This window comes from Oceanobacter sp. ABM4_470, from assembly GCF_056158645.1.
In genome coordinates this window covers 1734369-1753936 of sequence record NZ_JBSWTR010000001.1, presented here as the reverse complement: position 1 = coordinate 1753936, position 19568 = coordinate 1734369, and the positions used below count along the sequence as shown (strand labels likewise).

18 protein-coding genes are annotated in these 19568 nt (G+C 53.0%); 11 read left to right on the top strand and 7 right to left on the bottom strand.

Going from position 1 to position 19568, the window contains the following annotated elements:
* The first annotated feature begins 99 nt into the window (after positions 1-99).
* The 5 genes from ACXADJ_RS07725 (at position 100) to thrH (ending at position 4394) form a co-directional block, all read left to right on the top strand.
* A complete protein-coding gene (locus ACXADJ_RS07725; RefSeq protein ID WP_475064454.1) occupies positions 100-582 on the top strand; it encodes an HvfA family oxazolone/thioamide-modified RiPP metallophore in 483 nt (160 codons plus the stop codon).
* 30 nt (positions 583-612) lie between these two features.
* The gene (locus ACXADJ_RS07720) at positions 613-1542 is read left to right on the top strand and encodes an HvfB family MNIO-type RiPP peptide maturase (protein ID WP_475064452.1); all 930 of its coding nucleotides are present in this window, start codon (positions 613-615) and stop codon (positions 1540-1542) included.
* On the top strand, positions 1539-2297 hold the full coding sequence (locus tag ACXADJ_RS07715) for an HvfC family RiPP maturation protein (RefSeq protein ID WP_475064450.1): 759 nt from the start codon (positions 1539-1541) through the stop codon (positions 2295-2297). The genes ACXADJ_RS07720 and ACXADJ_RS07715 overlap by 4 nt, the downstream gene beginning before the upstream one ends.
* 396 nt (positions 2298-2693) lie before the next feature.
* Entirely contained in the window at positions 2694-3542 is an 849-nt protein-coding gene (locus ACXADJ_RS07710) for an MlaA family lipoprotein (protein WP_475064448.1), read from the top strand.
* Positions 3543-3776: 234 nt separating this feature from the next.
* Complete coding sequence (gene thrH / locus ACXADJ_RS07705) at positions 3777-4394, top strand: bifunctional phosphoserine phosphatase/homoserine phosphotransferase ThrH (protein WP_475064446.1); 618 nt, start codon at positions 3777-3779, stop codon at positions 4392-4394.
* A 153-nt stretch (positions 4395-4547) separates the two neighbouring features.
* Here thrH and ACXADJ_RS07700 read toward each other — a convergent pair whose 3' ends face one another.
* On the bottom strand, positions 4548-5441 hold the full coding sequence (locus ACXADJ_RS07700; protein WP_475064443.1) for a LysR family transcriptional regulator: 894 nt from the start codon (positions 5439-5441) through the stop codon (positions 4548-4550).
* 311 nt (positions 5442-5752) lie between these two features.
* Between ACXADJ_RS07700 and ACXADJ_RS07695 the strand changes: the two genes are divergently transcribed.
* Positions 5753-8065 (top strand): FdhF/YdeP family oxidoreductase, encoded by a 2313-nt coding sequence (locus ACXADJ_RS07695; RefSeq protein ID WP_475064441.1) that lies wholly within the window; start codon positions 5753-5755, stop codon positions 8063-8065.
* A 137-nt stretch (positions 8066-8202) separates the two neighbouring features.
* Here the strand turns inward: ACXADJ_RS07695 and ACXADJ_RS07690 are convergent, their stop codons facing one another.
* From ACXADJ_RS07690 to ACXADJ_RS07675, 4 genes are all read right to left on the bottom strand, one after another.
* A complete protein-coding gene (locus ACXADJ_RS07690; RefSeq protein ID WP_475064438.1) occupies positions 8203-8973 on the bottom strand; it encodes an alpha/beta fold hydrolase in 771 nt (256 codons plus the stop codon).
* 249 nt (positions 8974-9222) lie between these two features.
* The gene (locus tag ACXADJ_RS07685) at positions 9223-11463 is read right to left on the bottom strand and encodes a PKD domain-containing protein (protein ID WP_475064436.1); all 2241 of its coding nucleotides are present in this window, start codon (positions 11461-11463) and stop codon (positions 9223-9225) included.
* 13 nt (positions 11464-11476) lie between these two features.
* Positions 11477-12502: a hypothetical protein gene (locus ACXADJ_RS07680; protein ID WP_475064434.1), complete on the bottom strand. Its 1026-nt coding sequence runs from the start codon at positions 12500-12502 to the stop codon at positions 11477-11479.
* 161 nt (positions 12503-12663) lie between these two features.
* Complete coding sequence (locus ACXADJ_RS07675) at positions 12664-13590, bottom strand: LysR family transcriptional regulator (RefSeq protein ID WP_475064431.1); 927 nt, start codon at positions 13588-13590, stop codon at positions 12664-12666.
* 160 nt (positions 13591-13750) lie between these two features.
* On the opposite strand from ACXADJ_RS07675, the gene ACXADJ_RS07670 reads away from it, so the two are divergent.
* The 3 genes from ACXADJ_RS07670 (at position 13751) to ACXADJ_RS07660 (ending at position 15362) form a co-directional block, all read left to right on the top strand.
* Positions 13751-14194 (top strand): VOC family protein, encoded by a 444-nt coding sequence (locus ACXADJ_RS07670; protein WP_475064429.1) that lies wholly within the window; start codon positions 13751-13753, stop codon positions 14192-14194.
* Between the two features lie 24 nt (positions 14195-14218).
* Positions 14219-14812: a glutathione S-transferase family protein gene (locus ACXADJ_RS07665; RefSeq protein WP_475064427.1), complete on the top strand. Its 594-nt coding sequence runs from the start codon at positions 14219-14221 to the stop codon at positions 14810-14812.
* Between the two features lie 313 nt (positions 14813-15125).
* Positions 15126-15362 (top strand): helix-hairpin-helix domain-containing protein, encoded by a 237-nt coding sequence (locus tag ACXADJ_RS07660; protein ID WP_475064425.1) that lies wholly within the window; start codon positions 15126-15128, stop codon positions 15360-15362.
* 104 nt (positions 15363-15466) lie between these two features.
* Here the strand turns inward: ACXADJ_RS07660 and ACXADJ_RS07655 are convergent, their stop codons facing one another.
* The gene (locus ACXADJ_RS07655) at positions 15467-15811 is read right to left on the bottom strand and encodes a cupin domain-containing protein (protein ID WP_028292451.1); all 345 of its coding nucleotides are present in this window, start codon (positions 15809-15811) and stop codon (positions 15467-15469) included.
* A gap of 233 nt (positions 15812-16044) precedes the next feature.
* On the opposite strand from ACXADJ_RS07655, the gene ACXADJ_RS07650 reads away from it, so the two are divergent.
* Together ACXADJ_RS07650 and ACXADJ_RS07645 are read left to right on the top strand one after the other, a co-directional pair.
* Positions 16045-16530 (top strand): GNAT family N-acetyltransferase, encoded by a 486-nt coding sequence (locus ACXADJ_RS07650; RefSeq protein WP_475064422.1) that lies wholly within the window; start codon positions 16045-16047, stop codon positions 16528-16530.
* A 171-nt stretch (positions 16531-16701) separates the two neighbouring features.
* Positions 16702-17790: a TRAP transporter substrate-binding protein gene (locus ACXADJ_RS07645; RefSeq protein ID WP_475064420.1), complete on the top strand. Its 1089-nt coding sequence runs from the start codon at positions 16702-16704 to the stop codon at positions 17788-17790.
* 895 nt (positions 17791-18685) lie between these two features.
* Here the strand turns inward: ACXADJ_RS07645 and ACXADJ_RS07640 are convergent.
* On the bottom strand, positions 18686-19558 hold the full coding sequence (locus tag ACXADJ_RS07640; RefSeq protein WP_475064418.1) for a restriction endonuclease: 873 nt from the start codon (positions 19556-19558) through the stop codon (positions 18686-18688).
* Positions 19559-19568 lie beyond the last annotated feature (10 nt).

Genomic DNA, 19568 nt, shown 5'->3' with positions numbered 1-19568 from the left:
CGCCCGACAGAGTAATCAGAAGGCCAGCAAGCAGCTGTGCCGGTAACCAAAAGCCAGCATGGCTGAATCAAACCTGATTACTTAAAAAGGTCGCTTACAATGAAAACTCCAAACACCAAAACTCCAGCCGTAAAAACCTCTATCAAGCCAATGTCTGCGGTAATGGGTGCTGCCTTTATCGCTGCCATGGCGCAATCTCCAGCGGTCGCTGCGGCTGAAAACCCGTTCGCCTCTGCCGAGCTGTCTGCCGGTTATCAGGTGGCTGGCCACCATGCCGAAGGTAAGTGCGGCGAAGGCAAGTGTGGCGGCGACAGCGCCAAGAGCATGAGCAAATCGTCTTCGGAAGGTAAGTGCGGTGAAGGCAAGTGTGGCGGCGACAGCGCGAAGAGCATGAGTAAGTCGTCTTCCGAAGGTAAATGCGGTGAAGGCAAGTGCGGCGGCGACAGCGCCAAGAGCATGAGCAAATCGTCTTCCGAAGGTAAGTGCGGTGAAGGCAAGTGCGGCGGCGACAGCGCCAAGAGCATGAGCAAGTCGTCTTCCGAAGGTAAATGTGGTGAAGGCAAGTGCGGCGGTAACAGCTAAGCGGCCACGGTCAGTGTTTCTGGAGCAAGTATGAATATCGAACGGGCGTCAGTACCAATGGAACATAATTCACCATGGGATGTGCAGGGAGCGGGGCTGGGTTTGCGGCGTGGTTTGCTGCCCGAGCTACTGCAAGCACCTGACGCACCGATCGACTTTATGGAAGTGGCTCCTGAAAATTGGATGAACGTCGGCGGCCGGTTGGGCCGCCAGTTCAGGGAAATGACCGAACGATACGATTTCCTCTGCCATGGTTTGTCGCTATCTGTCGGCGGGCCAGCGCCTTTGGACGAGCAATTCATCCATGACGTTGGTGCCTTCCTGAAGCAACACAACATCAAGGCCTACAGCGAGCATTTGAGCTACTGCGGTGGCGAACACCACCTGTACGACCTGATGCCAATTCCCTTTACTGAAGCCGCAGCAAACCATGTTGCCGAGCGAATAATGCGGGTGCAGGACATTCTGGGGCAACGGCTGATCATCGAAAACGTCTCGGCCTATCTGGAACCCGGTAAGGAAATGTCGGAGCCGGAATTCGTTAATCTGGTGCTGCAAAAAGCCGACTGCGAGCTGCTGTTGGACATCAATAACATCTACGTTAACTCGGTGAACCATCCGTCAGGCGGGGCAGCAGATCGTACCGCAGCAATGGCCCGAGCCAAATCCTACATTGAGGCCATGCCCAGCGAGCGTATTCGCTACATGCACATCGCTGGGCACTTTGAAGAAGCCGACGACCTGCTGGTGGATACCCACGGTATGGAAGTCAAAGACGACGTCTGGCAGCTGCTTCAACATACCTATGCCTGTCATGGTCTAGTGCCGACGTTATTGGAGCGGGATTTTAACTTCCCGCCATTGGCAGAGCTGATGGACGAATTGAATCATATTCGCTGTATTCAGCAGCAGGCGACTGAACAGCAGGAAAAAGGGCAGCAGGCTGGAGGTGACCTATGAGCACAGCAGCAAAGGGCTTCGCCGAACTGCAGCTCCAGCTGGCAGACCATATTCGTACCCGAGGCCAAACAGCGCCACCAGCGGACACAGAAGAGCGACGCCTGAAGGTGTATCGGGACCTGTTTTACAACAACGTCAAAGGCTTTCTGGATGGTGGTTTTCCTGTGTGTCGTTCAATGCTGGGTGAAGAACATTGGGATCGGATCGCTACCGCATTTTTTAAGGAATACCCCCACCAAACGCCGTACTTTCTGGAAATTTCAGCGGCGTTTCTGGATTTTCTGAACACCGGCTATGACCATGAGCGGAGTGATCCGCCATGGCTTAACGAGCTGGCCCATTATGAATGGCTGGAGTTGGTCGTTGATGTTGATCCCTCTGGCAAGCCAGAAGGGGTTCAGCCGGACGGCGATGTACTGGCTGGCGTGCCGGTGACAGCTCCGGCCTGTCAGGGTTTTCTGTATCAATATCCGGTACATACCATTGCGCCGCAAAACCCACCCCCCGACCCCCGCCAAACGGCGCTGGTGGTGTACCGGGACGATGACGAACAGGTGCGCTTCACCGAAACCAACCCTTTTACGTTGAGCTTGTTGGCTTTGGTAAGTGCCAATCCAGACCTCCTGACCGGCTTGCAACTGGTCGAAACCCTGTTGCAGGCCAGTGGTATAGAGGCCAGCGACGCGGCGATGGCGGGAGGCTGTCAGGTATTGCAGCAATGGCATCAGCAGGGGATTTTGGTAGGGACACAGTAATCCTTTGGGGACATCTATTTAATCCGGTGTTCACTCTGGGCTGCTGGATGGTTTCGAATCACGAAGCCGACTTGCAGGCCTGACGGGTCAAGTCAAAAGTCGGCGACACAGAGTCGAGATCATCCGGCAGCCCCCGCAGGGCGCGGGTTGCCGCCGCCCAGTGCAGTGTTGACGAACTTGAAAAGACTCGACCGGACAGGTTCGTCATTTCGCTGCATTCGTCGCCTTGCACTGAACAACGGCAACACTCGTGCAGAGCCGTGCAGGATTAAATAGATGTCCCCCTTTACTACCCCAAGGACTTTTGCCAAAAATGGAACCAAGTAATGAGTCAGGCCGCCTTTTTTCAGCGTGGTCAAACTGCTTTAATAGCCGCAAAAATGGACTGAGGACATCATGATGCGTTTGCTGCTTGCCACACTGCTGGCTGCCACATCCGTTATGAGTTTTGCTGCTGATAAAAATACCAACCCGGACGACCCCTGGGAGGGGTTTAACCGTCGGGTATTCGCCTTTAACGAGGTGATGGACAAATACGTTCTGCGACCCGCCGCAGAAGGTTACCAATACATTACTCCGCAAGACGTTGACGACTCGGTCAGCAACGTATTCTCCAATCTTGGGGACGTTCTGGTCGTGGCCAACGATCTGGGGCAGTTGAAGTTTGGTCAGGCGCTGTCGGATACCGGCCGCTTCCTGATCAACAGCACCGTTGGTTTCTTTGGTGTGTTCGACGTTGCCACCCACATTGGTTTGCCCAAGCACGAAGAAGACTTTGGTCAAACCCTGGGTTACTGGGGCGTCGGCACCGGGCCGTATCTGGTTTTGCCATTCCTTGGTCCAAGCAACCTGCGTGATACTGCCGGTACCGGCGTTGAATGGATCAGTGGCCTGGGCGCAACCAACGTGGCCAGCAATAACCGCGACCGCTATTCCATGGTGGTGCTGTGGGGCGTCGATAAACGCGCCGACTTGCTGCAAGCCGAAAGCATGATCACTGGCGACCGCTACACCTTCCTGCGCAGCCTGTACTTGCAGCGCCGCGAGTATCTGGTTAATGACGGCAAAGTAGAAGTTAACTTTGACGACGACTGGGACAGCTTCGACGACGCCGAAGACGACTGGGGCGACGATTGGGATGAAGGCGGTGACGACGACTGGGGTGAAGACTGGGACGAGGGCATCTACGATGCGCCAGCCGATGCTCAGGCTGCACCTGCCACAGGCGAAACCTACAGTATGTAATTCAAAAGAATGCGGGCCCCGGCCCGCATTTTTGTATCTGGCTCCAGCCCGGTTCCATCTATTTACGCGTACCTAACGCTTCCCACATCGCTTCTGTACAGTGTCGTGGTCAGCTCATTCCGAACAGATAGCCGCTTTCAGCAAGGCTGCATGCATTGCTGCGGTTGCCCTCATGTCGCCAACTGGCTAGAGTACGTCGTTTCTGTACAACCACACTGATATGGCGGATTTTTCATGGAAATCGCATGCTTGGACCTTGAAGGCGTACTGGTACCAGAAATCTGGATCGAGTTTGCCAACAAAACCGGAATCGAAGAGCTGAAGGCGACTACTCGCGATATTCCCGACTACGACGTGCTGATGAAGCAGCGTCTGCGTATTCTGGACGAACACAACCTGAAGATTCAGGACATCCAGGAAGTCATTGCGACCCTGAGCCCGCTGGAAGGTGCGCGTGAGTTCGTTGATTGGTTGCGTGAGCGTTTCCAGGTCATCATTCTGTCCGATACCTTCTACGAATTCTCTCAGCCGCTGATGCGTCAGCTTGGTTTCCCAACGCTGTTCTGCCACCGTCTGATCACTGACGAAGAAGGTCGTGTAACCGACTACAAACTGCGTCAGGCCGATCCTAAGCGTCAGTCCATTCGTGCCCTGCAAACCATCTACTACCGTACCATTGCGGCGGGTGATTCCTACAACGACACCACCATGCTGGCCGAAGCGGATGCAGGTATCCTGTTCCATGCGCCACAAAACGTGATCGAGGAATTCCCTCAGTTCCCGGCGGTTCACACCTACGAAGACCTGAAGAAAGAATTCGTCAAAGCCAGTAACCGCGACCTGACTCTGTAAGGTCCGCTGGTTTGTTCTGTGCTGGCAGCGCTGGTCGTTGCTGGCATGGATTCTTCTTTTACCTCTTTCTCGGTTCTCTTTTCCCGCTTCTCTTTTCTTTTCCCTCTTTTCTTTCTTTGTCTCGTCTATTTATGGCGGTTCAGACTGACTTGTTCAGGATGCTGTGTTCTCTGCCAGTGCCTCAAACACCACCGCCGGAACCCGAGGGGAGGGCGTCAGCTTAGGTTTCACCAGCGTCAGCTCGGGAGCCAATGCTTCCAACGGCAGAACTCGTAAATGCGAGTGCGACAAACCGCATAGCCGCGTTCCCGGAATCACCGTGGCACAGACGCCGGAATCGACCATTTGCAGCAACTGATGAATGGAATCGCTTTCCACCACCGGCGTAACCGACACTCCCGCCTGCACGCACTGCTGATCGATAAACTGGCGAAAGACATTTTTACTGCCCAGCAACCCCAATGGCAGTGCCGCGACATCCGGCCAGCGCAACGCAGCGTTCGGCTCGTTTTTAACCAGTCCCGCCATTGCCTCTTGCTGATACAACAAATGACATGGCTGCTGACCAAGCGACACTACTTCAAACCGGGCAGCGTCCAAATGACTTTGATACACCACACCAAGGTTCAGTCTGCCGTCGTTCAAACGCTCCAGAATTGCTTCGTTGCTCAGGCTTTGTAGCTGAAAACGCAATTGCGGGTGTTGGCGGCTGAGTAGCTGCAAACGACTGCCAAGGTCAAAATCTGATAGCGGCACCACGCCGATTCTGACGCTGCCCGTCATTTGGCCTTGCAGAGCTGTGGCTTCCGAGGCCATGGCATCGCAATTGGCGACCACGCTGCGGGCATACTGCAACAGGTGTTCGCCTTCGGGTGTAAAGCCCTCAAAACGCTGGCGGCGCAGTACCAGTGCAACGCCCAGTTCTTCTTCCAGCGACTTCAAACGCATCGACAGGGCAGGCTGAGAAATAAAACAGGCCTCAGCGGCTTTACGAAAATGACGGGTATCGTCCAGAGCACACAATAAGCGCAGTTGTTTCAGGTCCATACAGAGCGAGTTCCTGGTCAGTTGAGCATCGTAAATCGCGATAAAACCGTTCAGGAAACCTTACCACTAAAATCAAACTGATAAGAAAGGCTTATTACCATGTCAGGACAACTGATTGGCCATGACGCACTTGCCGCCGCACCATAGGCCGATAACAACCAGATTCATACAGAACCCAAACGCCACCAAAGCCATCAACTGGCTGTGGTGGTTGGCCCGCCTGGTGCGATTTTTAGCGACTGTTGGCGAAAGCAGCACAGGCGAGGCCACTATAAAAATGGGCAATCGGGCAACTCAACGCGGTACGCAGCATGACAAACAAAGCCACTATCAAACCCTACACTCAGGCGGCGGGCGGCTGGGGGGCGCTTAAAAGCACCGCCAAGCACTGGATGAAAAGCGATAACCTCGCCGGCAACATCAAAAACCTGCTGCGAACCAACCAGCCTGCCGGATTCGACTGCCCTGGCTGTGCCTGGGGCGATGGCTCCTCGGCCAGCATGGTGCGGTTTTGTGAAAACGGTGCCAAAGCCGTTAACTGGGAAGCCACCAGCAAACGCGTGGATGCTGACTTCTTCAGTCGCCATAAAGTCAGCTGGTTGCATCAGCAGTCGGATTACTTTCTGGAATTTCAGGGTCGCCTGACCGAGCCCATGCGCTACAACGCCAGTACCGACACCTATCAGCCGATAGGCTGGGATGAGGCATTTGTGCTGATTGCCGACCACCTGCAACAACTGGATAGCCCGGATCAGGCCGAGTTCTATACCTCTGGCCGAGCCAGCAACGAAGCAGCCTACTTGTATCAGTTAATGGTGCGCGCCTACGGCACCAACAACTTCCCGGACTGCTCCAACATGTGTCATGAAGCTTCGGGCAAGGCTTTGATCGCCAGCATTGGCATCGGCAAGGGCACGGTCACACTGGACGATTTTGAACAGGCCGACGCCATCTTTGTATTTGGCCAGAACCCCGGCACCAACCACCCACGCATGCTTGATGCCCTGCGGGATGCCTCCAAACACGGCGCTCGTGTTGTGAGCTTCAACAACCTGAAAGAGCGCGGCCTGGAACGCTTTACCCACCCGCAAAACCCGGTGGAAATGCTCTCCAACGGCTCTACCCAAATCAGCTCGGACTATTACACCCCGGCGCTGGGCGGCGATATGGCGGCGGTGCGTGGTATCGTAAAGCACCTTTTAGACATGCAGCGTAAAGCCGAAAAGTACCAGCTGAAAGGCGTGTTTGATCTGGAATTTATCGAACAGCACACCAGCGGACTGGACGACTACCTGGCGGCGGTTGATGCCACCTCGTGGGAACACATTGAAGAACAAAGCGGACTGCTACAGCATCAGCTGATCGACGCCGCTGAAATCTATGCCCGTTCTGACCGCGTGATTTGCAGCTGGGCCATGGGTCTGACGCAACACAAGCACTCGGTAGACACCATTCGAGAAGTCACCAATCTGCTGTTGCTGCGCGGCAACATTGGCAAGCCGGGAGCGGGCGCCTGCCCGGTTCGTGGCCACAGCAATGTGCAAGGCGACCGCACCATGGGCATCAACGACCGCCCACCCAAAGCCTTGCTGGACAGTCTGGAACAGCACTTCAACCTGCCAATGCCACGGGAAAATGGACACAACACCATTGAAGCCATCGAAGCCATGCTACGCGGCGACAGCAAGGTATTTATTGGCCTCGGCGGAAACTTTGTGGCCGCTACACCAGACACCCCACGAGTGATGGAAGCCATGCGCCAGTGCGAACTGACCGTGAACATCAGCACCAAACTGAACCGCAGCCATACCGTACCGGGCAAAGACGCGCTGATTTTGCCGTGCCTGGGCCGCACCGACATCGACATGCAGGCCAGTGGCGAGCAATGCATCACCGTGGAAGACTCCATGAGCATGGTGCATGCCTCTGCTGGCGTACGCGACGTGCTCAGCAACGAACTGCGCTCTGAACCAGCCATCATTGCCGGTATGGCCAAAGCCCTGCTGGGCAATCATCCTGTTAACTGGGACGACATGGCCGCTAACTACGACCGCATTCGTGACCTGATTGAAGCGACCATTCCCGGCTTCCAGGGTTTTAATGAAAAAATCTGCCAACCGGGCGGATTCTATTTGGGCAACAGCGCCGCCAACCGTCAGTGGAATACCAGCACCGGCAAAGCCAACTTCAGCAGTGCGCAACTGCCAGAAGAACTGATTGCTGTAACCGCCCAACGTAATAGCAAAGACAAGGTCTTCACCCTGCAAACCCTGCGTTCCCACGACCAATACAACACCACCATCTACGGCATGGACGACCGCTACCGCGGCGTATTTGGCCAACGCAAAGTACTGTTTATGAACGTTGAAGACATGAAAGCCCTGGGGCTTGAAAACGAACAGCTGGTAGAAATGCAGTCGCTGTGGCCCGACAGCCGCGAGCGCAAGGTAACGGGCTTCAAAGCCGTCTCCTACGACATCCCGCGCGGCAACATGGCAGCCTACTACCCGGAAACCAACCCGCTGGTGCCGCTGGAAAGCATTGGCGACGGCAGCTACACACCCACCTCAAAATCCATCGCCATTGTGGTTAGGCCATTCGAAGACCAACAACGCATCGCCTGATGCGTTGTTGGTTGCCTTATGAACAAACACTGATCCTGTAGGAGCGAATTCATTCGCGAAACCGGGCGCGTGGTGGTCCGGGAGAGCATTGGCCCGGCATCCCGGTGGCCCGCCCGCATTAAACGCTTATTTAAAAATCAACCCTGCAAAAACCGGCGCACCAAACTGGTAAACAAATCCGGCTTTTCCGCATGCAGCCAATGGCCCACATTCGGCATCACTTTATAACTTGCGTTAGGGAACCACTTCAGCACCGTATCCTGATACTTCGGCAAAATGTAATGGCTATCACCACCCTTGATAAACAAGGTCGGCCCCTCGAACGGCTGTTGCATGGCCGGAGCGCAAGAAATCTCATCATAGTGCTCAACCAAGGCCTTCAGGTTAATCCGCCAGGCAAACCTGCCCTCATTCTTGTACAGGTTGGTTAACAAAAACGCCCGTACCGACGCATCATCAATATGCTCGGCCATGATCTTGTCGGCCTCGCCACGAGACTTCAGCGCTGCCAAATCCACCGCCTGCAAACCGGCAAACACATCACTGTGGTGATTCGGGTAATCGACCGGTGCGATGTCTGCCAGAATCAAACGGTCAATCGGCGTATCTGGCTCACACGCCAGCTGCATGGCTACCTTGCCACCCATCGAATGGCCCAACAAATCGACCTTCTCAAAACCAAGGTCTGCAATCAGCTGACGCACATCGGCCGCCATCGCCGGGTAAGACACATCGTCCGAATGCGGCGAGCGGCCATGGTTGCGCAAATCAACCGTAATCACCTGATACTCTTCCGACAGCGCCTTGGTTTGCGCACCCCAGTTCTGCAACATGCCAAACAAGCCATGAATAATTACCAGCGGCTTACCTTCACCGGTGATTTGGTAATTGAGCTTCAGCGCAGACATACAGACTCCTGTGATACATCAAAAAGGGGATTGGCCTTAAACAGGGCGGCCGGAAAAAGGCGCTCAGTATCGCAGGAAACCAGCTTTAGAGCACGGAAGAGAGTAACGGCTCAGGACTGGGGGGGAAAGGAGCAGGAAGGCTTGGAGGGGAGGTGTTTCGGCGGTTTGTTCTGGAGGTTCACGGCTATTCGATTCAAACAGCAGGCACGATGCTGCATCGTGCCTGCACGGTGAGGGCGTCAGTCGGTGTTATTCGTCAAGATCGACTTCAACCACTTCTTCATCGGCTATGGGCAGCCAGGTACTGGTTGAATAAACGACCTCGCCACCCTGAATAATATTCACCAGATAATTGACGTCGCCAGGCAGGTCGAAGCTGATTTCTTCACCCTTCTCAAGCGATACAAACTGGTAAATATCGTAATAACCATCCGGCTCATCGGCGTTATCAATACCCACGTAAAAGTAACCACTGCTGCTGTCGTTGGCGATATTGCGAACAATCAGTGTACCGTTATCACTGATCACGACCTTGCGGTATGCGGTATCCGTGTTCCCCAAATTGTCCGTTACCGTCATGGCAATCTGATACTCTCCTTCACTGGTGTAGGTATAGCTGCCGAGAGGTGTGCTGTCGGTGATCACTGTGCCGTCGCCCATATCGAAGGTGTATTGGACGATATGACTGCCCTCGGCGACCGACATGGTGGCGTTGATATAGCCGGTATCAAACTCGCCGCTGTCGTCCAATGAACCGCGAATCGCGTCGTCAAACTGATCGTAGATTCGAGCCGTAACACGAGTGCCCGTGCCGGGCTGCGCAACCGGCAGATAGAATTTCTGACTAACGGATTGAACAACGCCATCGGCGTCTTCGCCGCCAATATAGAGTGCCAGTTCGCCCTCAATATCGTCGGGAATGGTAAGTGTGAAAGCGACGTTGGTACTGGCACAGAGGTCATTCGCATCGCGCTCGCCAAAACAGGTGCTCACCAGACTGAAGCCACTGGTGTCGTAGGCCGCGATCGTTTCGTCCGCCAATTCCAGCAGCTCATGCAAGGGCTCATTGAGGTAGGCGTAACTGATGTAAATGCGATAGTCACTGCCGGGCGTTGCAGCAGGAAGACGGTTGTTTTCATCCAGGCCCAGGATGGTGAAATCGCTGCTCAGCCCGGTTGAGTCGGCATTCAAATACACGCCGCTCATCAGACCTGTAAAGAGCAATTCATCGCTGGCATCGCTCTCGTTAACCAGTACGCCGCGGCCAAGAAATTCCAACTGCGAAGGCCCAGCCATCTGATAGTTGATTTTATCGACTGCAAAACTGCCTGTGCTTTCATCGGCAATGTAGGTATTGCCATTGTGGGCAACGCGAATCAGAGGACGGTAGTAATCACCAGCCAGTGAATTCCATTCAACGTCAGTAAAGTCGACGGTGTCACCGTCGTTATTGTAGGGCAGGCGCAATTCCAATAGTTCGGGATAAACACTGCTCGATGGAGGGTTTGAATAGACAGTACGGGTGAAGGTATAGCCGGAATTATTAACCGGTGTCGTTGTACTGCTGTTGTAATTGGCTTCTTCGCCGTCAACAACCTTGATACCGATAGACTGGAACAGGCCACCTACCGGGTTGCTGCTGTCGTACGACCAACCGTAATTGGTAAAGGCGATGTCCGAGCTGTAGTCGCCGTCATCAGCGATGGCCCAACCATTGATCGGCAGGATATTACCCTGTTCATCCTCTTCCCAGCTGTTGATCCATTCCACCACACCTTCGCCATCTTTCAGGAACATGTAAAAAGCAAAGGTATTGCGGTAATACTTCAGCACCACGCAGCCTGTGGTACCACTGACAGGGGCGGTGCCGTTGTCATCAACCAGGGTAACGGTCCAACCGGTACCAGAGCCGAAGTTATAGAACATCGGCACGATGGTTGGGCCGGCAACCCAGCTTTCGCCAACGTCTACTTCCGCGGGAAACAGCAGAGCTCCGCTTTGCTGTACAAACGGTGATTCGCCAAGGTCTGACTTCAGCGCTTCGGCGGTTTCGGTCAGGTAAATATTGCCACGGGTATCCTTGGCAAAATTGTGAAATTCGGGCGCGCCAATGTCAGAAGTGTCTGGAGTGATCTGGTAATAACCCAGGCGCAGCGTCTTGATGCCTCGACTGTCTTCCAGAACCGACGTTTTCCAGACTCTGTCAGTTTCAAAACCACCGAACCCGAGCAAGCGCATTTCTGAGCGGTCCGGGAACGTAAAATTCTGACTGCCAAAGCGAACGCTGATATCAGCACTGTCTTCGGCAAAGGTCAGGTATGCATTCACCGCAGTGCTGGTGTTGTAATTGAGTCGCAGCGTCGGGTCAGTATTGTTGTCGGGCTGCTCGTATTCGTCGCCCGTTTCATTAAACAGACAGCCTTGCAGTAGCAGGCTGGTAGTCACCGCCATAACGGCAGGAATGCGTTTTACCGCAGCAAATACAGTCATGATGCGTCCTCCGTTACAGGCTGAATTTATAGGTCAGGGCAAGATCGATGATGCGGTCATCGTTGAGGCTTGCATCGTCTGCAAGGGTGCTGAACTCTCGTTCGATGTAATTCACTCGGGTTTCCAGCGGTAATCCGAACAGGAAGTTCTCAAGATCGTAGGAAATTGTGGCACGCCAGGCGTTGTATTCGATGGTTTCGTCGTAGCCGTAGTCCGTGCGCGCCAACGACGTTCCGCCATCGACCTCCGCCGTGGCATCCAGGGATATGTCGTAGCGTAGATCAAGTCGCAAATTTCCCAGTTTGGTGCCCATGCTGGCGTACACACCGGTCGCATTGAAGGTGCCCTTGTAAATCGACTCAATGGCCGTGGTCACGTCGCTGGATATCGGTTTCTCGTAGTCCACCGAAAAAGCCCCGAAGCTCATGAAATAAATACCGCTGTAACCTTCCAGAGATTCCTTTTGCCAGCGATAGCCCAGCTTGGCTTCGGTAAAGGTCGAACTGAGATCCAGCTGATCGCCTGCGGTGAGCAGTCGGGCGTCGTTGTTATCAACGTAAAAGTAGTCCTGGGTGGTTTGCACCGTCACCAAAAACGTTTGTACATCGAGACTCACATCTATGTGATGAGCCGACGTGTCGTTGTCGCTGAAAAAGGTGGTCGGCTGGATATCAAACGTCCCCATATAGCGTTTCCAGCCTTGCTTGGATGAGTCTGATACTTCGGCAATGGTGTCCTGCTCGGCAGAGTCGCCCGGCGTGGTTTCATAACTCAGATCGGGCAGAATGGCCGCCAACCAGCCCCGTGAACTAGCCCAACTCGCTTCGGACGGCGACCAGATGAACTGAACGATGTTCATGCCCGTCGTTTTGACATAGGCATAGCGAATCGTGTCGGCTTCCATCTCCTGATATTTGTAACCAACAGTGAAGCCACCCAGATAACTGTATGAGTCTTTTTTATCCTGGTCGTCTGCATGGAGTACGGCTGGGCTAGCAAGCAGTGCTGCCAGCAATAGCCCCTTGTGAGGTCGTGTCATGAGGGAATCCTTTCACAGGCCTGGCTGGTTAATTAGTAACCATAGTAGACCACGGTGATGATTTCGAGAACGTTGCAACTCAGGTCATACATGATCCATATCGGTATTTTCTTGACGATTGTTCAAGACACTTTGCCAGAGTCGGCAATTGGATTTACCAATCATGCTTGGCTGACAAAAGCTTCTATATTGTGCAACTGCTGCCGCAGTGGCTCAGCCGCACTGTTCAGAAAACTGCGCACCCTTGGCGACACCAAGCGGTTATGCGGCATCACAAACTGCACGGGCACCGGGGCAGGGCTGCTGTTGGCAAACACAGGCACCAGGGTACCTTGCTCAAAATCCTGTTGGGCCTGATACGACAGCACCCGGGTAATACCAAGGCCATCGCGGCAGGCTTGCAGCAAGGTATCTATCTGATTGCTGGCGAACACGGGTGTGATTTTTACGGTGCCGTCGCTGCCTTCATGTCGAAACGGCCAGTGATTGCCTGACGCCGTAAACGCCAGCGTCGGCAGCTCTTTTAAATCCATTGGGTGAGAAACCGACGGGTTTTGCTGCTCCAGCAGCTTCAATAATTCAGGGCTGGCACACAACACCCAACGCACATGCCCCAGCGGCTTGGCGACCAGCGAAGAATCCGCCAGCTGACCAATACGCAGGCCAAGGTCGAAGCCTTCTTCAATCAAATCCACAGTGCGGTCGAGCAGAGTTAACTCGGCGCTCATGCCTTCATGCTGTTGCAGCCACTGGTTCAGCAACGGGGCGATATGCAAACGGCCAAACATCATCGGCGCGGTGATTTTCAACTTGCCTGCAGGGTTGGCGCGACGGCTGTCGAGCTGGAACTCCGCCGCATCCACATCGGCTAGAATGCGGCGGCAATGCTGCAAGTAGTCGCGGCCTTCGTCGGTCAACGCCAATCGGCGGGTGCTACGGTTCAGCAGCCGTACGCCCAGCTGTTTTTCCAGCTCTGCCAGACTGCGTACCACCGCCGCCGGTGAACGCGCCAGCTGATCGGCCGCCGCACTCATGCTGCCGTGATCCACAATCGCCACAAAGGTCGCCATCGCCTTGAGTTTGTCCATTTATCTTTGCTCGCTTTCGGCTATTTGGGTTCGGGCCACTGCCTTGGGCAGTCGCTGGGATTTATGCAAAAAGCTGAATAAACCTAACAGTCTCGCTGTATTTATTGCACTGAACGAAAGGCGTTTACTGAACCCAACAACCTCGTACTTTGGAGCTACCGTGAACCCTCAAGCCATTCGCGCCTATGACCACGTAGGAATCCGCGTCAGCGACCGCCAGACGGCCGTGGCCTTTTACGAGCAGCTGGGCTTTAAGGAAATACGCAGCTTTGACGACTACGAAGCCAACGAAATGGAATCGCCGTATGGCGTGCGGATCAACCTGATCTTCAATGCCAGCAAAGCGCCGAATAACCGCAACGTGCTGCTGGATGAGCCCGTAAAACTGCCGGGCGTTACCCATGCTGCGTTTGTGGTGAATGACCTTCACGCCATGAAGGACTGGCTCGACCAGCAGGGCATTGTGATTACCGAAGGCATCCACCCGATAGGCCCACGCCGTATCACGCTGTTTATTCGCGACCCCGACCGCAATGTGCTGGAATTTAACCAGCTGATTTCTGAACCGGATCACAACGATTCGGATGAAGCGACCGTTAGATAACAATAAAACCCCAAAGGTACTGCCATGAAACTCTACGATCTTGAACTGTCTGGTAACTGCTACAAAGTCCGCCTGTTAGCCGCACTGGCTGGCATCGACATGGAAATTGTGCCGGTCGACTTCCTCGACGGTGCCCACAAGCGAGCACCGGTGATCGACCTCAATCCATTCGGTGAACTGCCAGTGCTGGAAGATGGCGACGTAGTGCTGCGCGATTCGCAGGCGATTCTGGTGTACCTGAGCCGCAAATACGCAGGCAACCAATGGTGGCCAGACGGTGCCGCCCAGCAGGGTGAGGTGATGCAATGGCTGTCGACTGCTGCCAACGAAATCTTCAACGGCCCCAACGCCGCCCGTCTGGTCGACAAGTTTGGCTACGCCCTCAATAAAGAACGCACCATCGAAGTCAGCAACCACATTCTGCCGTTGATAGAGCAGCACCTGCAAAACAACGAATGGCTGGCACTGGGCCGCCCAACCATCGCCGATCTGGCGGTATTCCCATACATCGCACTGGGCTGGGAAGGCGGCGTCACGCTGGAACAGTACCCGGCCATTCAGGCGTGGATTGGCCGCATCAAAGAGCTGCCGGGCTATATCGGTATGCCTGCTATTTAATAAACAGCGGAATAGCCAACGCCCTAACACTTGCCAGACCACACCGGCTGTAAATCCAGCCGGTATTCCCATTTAAATAATCCGGTTATTCAACCAGAACAAGCGAGCCAGCGTCAGAGGATGGGCACTTGTGCCCATCGCAGCGGCCGTTCAGGGCTATTCAATCGGGATTGAAATCCCTCCTACAGTACGGTGCAGTTTTTGGGTGAAGTAGTTGTTCCTGCCATGAAGTCCATGTAGCGTTGGCGTGCTTGATCAGCACGGCTCATTACTTAGCAGTCGTCGGATAATTATCGGTATGGAGTGCCAATATATGCCCTTTAGTGATTCGGAAAAGTCAGCCCTGCTTGAGGTCAAAGGAGTTGGGCCTACGGTGGTGAAGCGTTTTGAGGAGATTGGTATAGACTCGTTTTCTGATTTGGCTGGTTTTGAGCCAGAGGAAATTGCTGAAAGGGTCGCGTCGATGCTAAACACCACCTGTTGGAAAAACAGCCCTCGAGCACTGTCGGCGGTGAAATCAGCCATTGAGCGGGCAAAACTGGGTTTGTGATTTGGTGAGGTGATGATTTCGCGGGGTTGTTATTCCGTGACGTCGAGATGAAGAAACAGCCCTGCGCTAAAAACACAGGGCTGTGGCTAACAAAGCAAGCCGTATCAGGCAAACACGAAGTATTTGCGAACGGTTTCAACCACTTCCCAGGTGCCTTTCATGCCTGGTTCAATCACAAACACGTCGCCGCCTTTCAGGTGCTTTGGCTCTTCACCTTCCGGGGTGATGATGCAGTAGCCTTCCAGAAAGTGGCAGAACTCCCACTTGTCGTAAGCGACTTCAAATTTGCCTGGGGTGCAGATCCAGGTGCCCATGATTTTGCTGCCATCTTCAGATTGGTAGGCGTTCAGGTTAACGGTGTGTGGTTCGCCTTCAATGCGCTTCCATTTGGTGGCATCGACCACTGGGGTCGGGCAGGTTTCGCGCAGTACGGTAATGAAGTCAGACATCTCGGCTCCCGAGCAGTGTTGGTTAGCGTGCTGTTTAAAAAGAAAAAGCTGGCAGCATTCTATGAGCCGTTTGAATAGCCGGGTTGACTGAGGGCGACGGGATTTCAGGAATGGACGTCGCGAATCACTCGGCTGTTTCATTGCCCAGACGGTGCTTTGAACCGCGGCGTTTTAAACAGGGGCGTTTTAAACAGGCGCACACTCAAATCCGGACACATGGAGTTAGAACACCTATGGATCGCATTGAATCTCCAAGAGTTGAGTACTCTCAGCTTGGTGAGCTGGACCAGCACGCGCTGTTGGCCATGCTGAACAAGGACAGAATCCGCACGCATTTGGTACAGCATGATCTGTTTACCGAAACCACTTTGGCGGCTTGGGTTGCAGAGAAGAAAGCGGTGGATGCCGCACCGGGTTGCCGTGTTCGTGGTATTAGCGTGAATGGGGCCGTTGCAGGCTGGTGTGGGGTTCAGTTTGAAAACGACGCCTATGAGTTGGCGATTGTGCTGGATGAATCTTTCTGGGGCGTCGGTATTGCGGTGTTCAAGGATATGATGAAGTGGGCGGCAGAGCTTGGTCATACTCAGGTGGTGCTGCATTTGTTTCATACTCGCCCTGAATATCGCTTTCTGCGAAAAATGGCCTCACGTGTGTACGAAAGCACCCTGTTCGGGCAGCAGTACACCAGCTATGAATTGAACGTCCCGACTTCGAATTAACAGCCTTACGGCCAAACGATCCTGAATTTCTCATCTGCCGATCGTTTCCTGACCGCTCAGATAGCATCCTGTTGACTGAACCGCTAAAGTGTCCGGCTTGGAAAGCACCGGTACAGGTGTTCTATCAATAAGCTCCCACGGAAGAGGAGCGATCGAGAGCGTCAAGAGAACATGATGAAAAAGAAAAATACAGTAACACTGCTTCTGAAAGCGGTCAGTGTGGCGACCATTGCGGCACTGTCTTTTACTGCCACGGCGGCCGATAAGGTTTACCGCCTGAAACTGGCCGAAACCTGGGCTGCGGGCACGCCGATTCTGGGTGATGCCAGCAAGAACATGGCCAAGCTCGTCAACGAGATGTCTAACGGCCGTTTGCAAATTCGAATCGACTCCGCCAACAAGCATAAGTCACCGTTTGGTGTGTTCGATATGGTGAAGTCTGGCCAGTACGATCTGGGTCATTCCAGCTCTTATTACTGGAAGGGCAAGGTGCCGAACACGCTGTTTTTCTCCTCCATGCCGTTCGGCATGATGAGCACCGAACAATACGCCTGGTTCTACCGTGGTGGCGGTATGGAGCTAATGCAAGAGGTGTATGGCCCGCACAACCTGCTGTCGTTTCCGGGTGGTAACTCGGATATTCAGATGGGTGGCTGGTTCAAGCAGGAAATCAAATCGCTGGCCGATCTGCAGGGCCTGAAAATGCGTATTCCTGGCTTTGCCGGTGAAGTCTTCGCTCGCGTTGGTGCAAGCCCAACCAACATTGCCCCGGGTGAACTGTATACCTCGCTGGAGCGCGGCACCATTGACGCACTGGAGTGGGTAGGTCCTGCCTTCGACCTGCGCATGGGCTTCCAGAAAATCGCGCCGTTCTACTACACCGCATGGCACGAGCCGGGTTCTGAAACCCAGTTTTTGGTGAACAAGAAGAAGTGGAATTCCTTGCCGAAAGACCTGCAAGTGATTCTGGAAACCGCCTTCCGCGTAGCCGCCTTCGACCTGTACGTGCAAGCGATTGATGCCAATGCCATGGCGTGGGACAAAATGCTGGCCGAAAACCCGGACATTCAGGTGCGCGACTTTCCGCAAGACGTGATGGATGCGATGCGCAAAGCCAACGACGAACTGCTGGCCGAACTGACTGAAAAAGACGAACTGGCCAAGCGCATTGTGGAATCCCAGGCGGATTACCTGAAGAAAGTACGTGCCTGGACTGATATTTCTACCAAAGCGTATCTGGAAACCAGTGCTGCCAAATAAACGGACTGAGGCCGATGCTGACCACAAGCTGCGGTTATCAGTGCAGTGGTTATTGGCTAGCAGTCAATAGTAGATGGCTAGCAGGTGATGGTTACCGGTTAGTCGCAGAGATCAGCAAAATATCCAAACGTTCGCAAGCCGCCTCGCATTATGTGCAGGCGGCTTTTTTATGTCGGCTGGACGGTAAAGTTGGTTCGTGGAGCGGTCAGGCAGACAGATGGGCGGTCAGCAACAGAGCCACCAAGAACGCGCTTGTCAGGAAGTCAACCAGTGACGTCGACGAAATTTGAGAACCAGAGACGTGATCAAGCCAATGGTGATGGCAACTAATGAAGCGGGGATTAACAAAAAGTACATGGTCCAGCCAGCTTCCACCATACCATCCATTTTGAAGACGAACGCTATTACCAGCGGCGCCGCCAACAGAACGATCGTTAGTAACAGACTGAGTTTGAAAGGTGTCCATGTTTTCATGTTGGGGTCGCCTTATCGCTGAGCGCTGTTTCAATCCGGAGTTTGATAGTGTGAAGGCTTGGCACAAAAATCAAACCTTTGTTGGTTATTATCCTCTTTGTTATTTCTGCTCCCAGGAGAAAGAGGCAGTGTAGAGGCAGGGGCAGAAACCGGATTGGGCTGAGCGATCGTTAGAATGGTTTTGCTCAGAGGGCTTCAGCTGACCTTCCCGATATTCTTTTCGCCGAACGGCTTAATTTCCGAAAAAGTGGAAAAAACGCTCTGCAACTTGCTGCACTTGAACATCCTCTTCAAGACTCATCTCAACCGCCGAGCGTTTAAATTCAAGCGAGTATTGCTTTGTCTTTCTCTGGTTTTTGTAAGCTGGCATAGAACACCTTTTCGTCGTTAAAAAGGTGTCCGGTAAAATGGGGGAAGATCATTAGTCCGCGTTGATTTGCTTGTTAGATTTCTCATGCCTCACTTTACCAGCTTTAACAAGCTCTAATATATTTTCCAACTTTCGAATATTTTGCCGCTCTCTATTTTCAGGAGTAAACATTACACAAAAGAATATAAAATCAGAAAATTCGATAAAGCCAGTAAACTCTGATGATGGGTAATTATTTATCGTAGCTTTACGAAGACACGTACGCTGGCCTTGGCGTTTTATCGTTGGCAAATATTCAATTTTTGCATCAGGATCATTTTCATTAAATCTAGATAGTTGCAATTTCAGCAAATCATCTAAACTATCACCTTGAGCTTTTCGATCCCAAAATTGAATATACATAAACTCATTTTTATCGATGGCTTTGTCAATAGTTAAGCCTTGTTGATAAAGTGTAGCTAGCCACGCTGGTGTCGTTTGAGCATCAATTACCCAGCCAAACGGGGCAGGTACTAAAGCAATATTTTCTCCCGCATATGGCATAGCACCGTGAGCTTGAAATTGATGAAGGTCTTTGAAGTTTAGAATATCCAACTCAACTTCTGACGGGCCAAAGTGTGCTCTATTATATGCAGCCTCGCTAAACCCTTGATTTGAAATCAATAACCCTTTATGAGCTCCTATATCTTCGAGCATACCAATAAAGCTCTCTACTGCTTTAACATCAACTTTTTTATTGAAATATTTACCATCAATTACAAGTGTAAAACGATTTCCTGCTATGTATTGCTCGACTAGAACATCGATCTGTCTTTCAACTTTAGAATAAAGGCCAATTTTCTTAGCATCTAAAGTGATTTCTGCATCAGGGTATTGCCGTTGAAATAGCTCAAATATTTCTGTTTCGTATTGTTTCCAATCCATACGCAACACT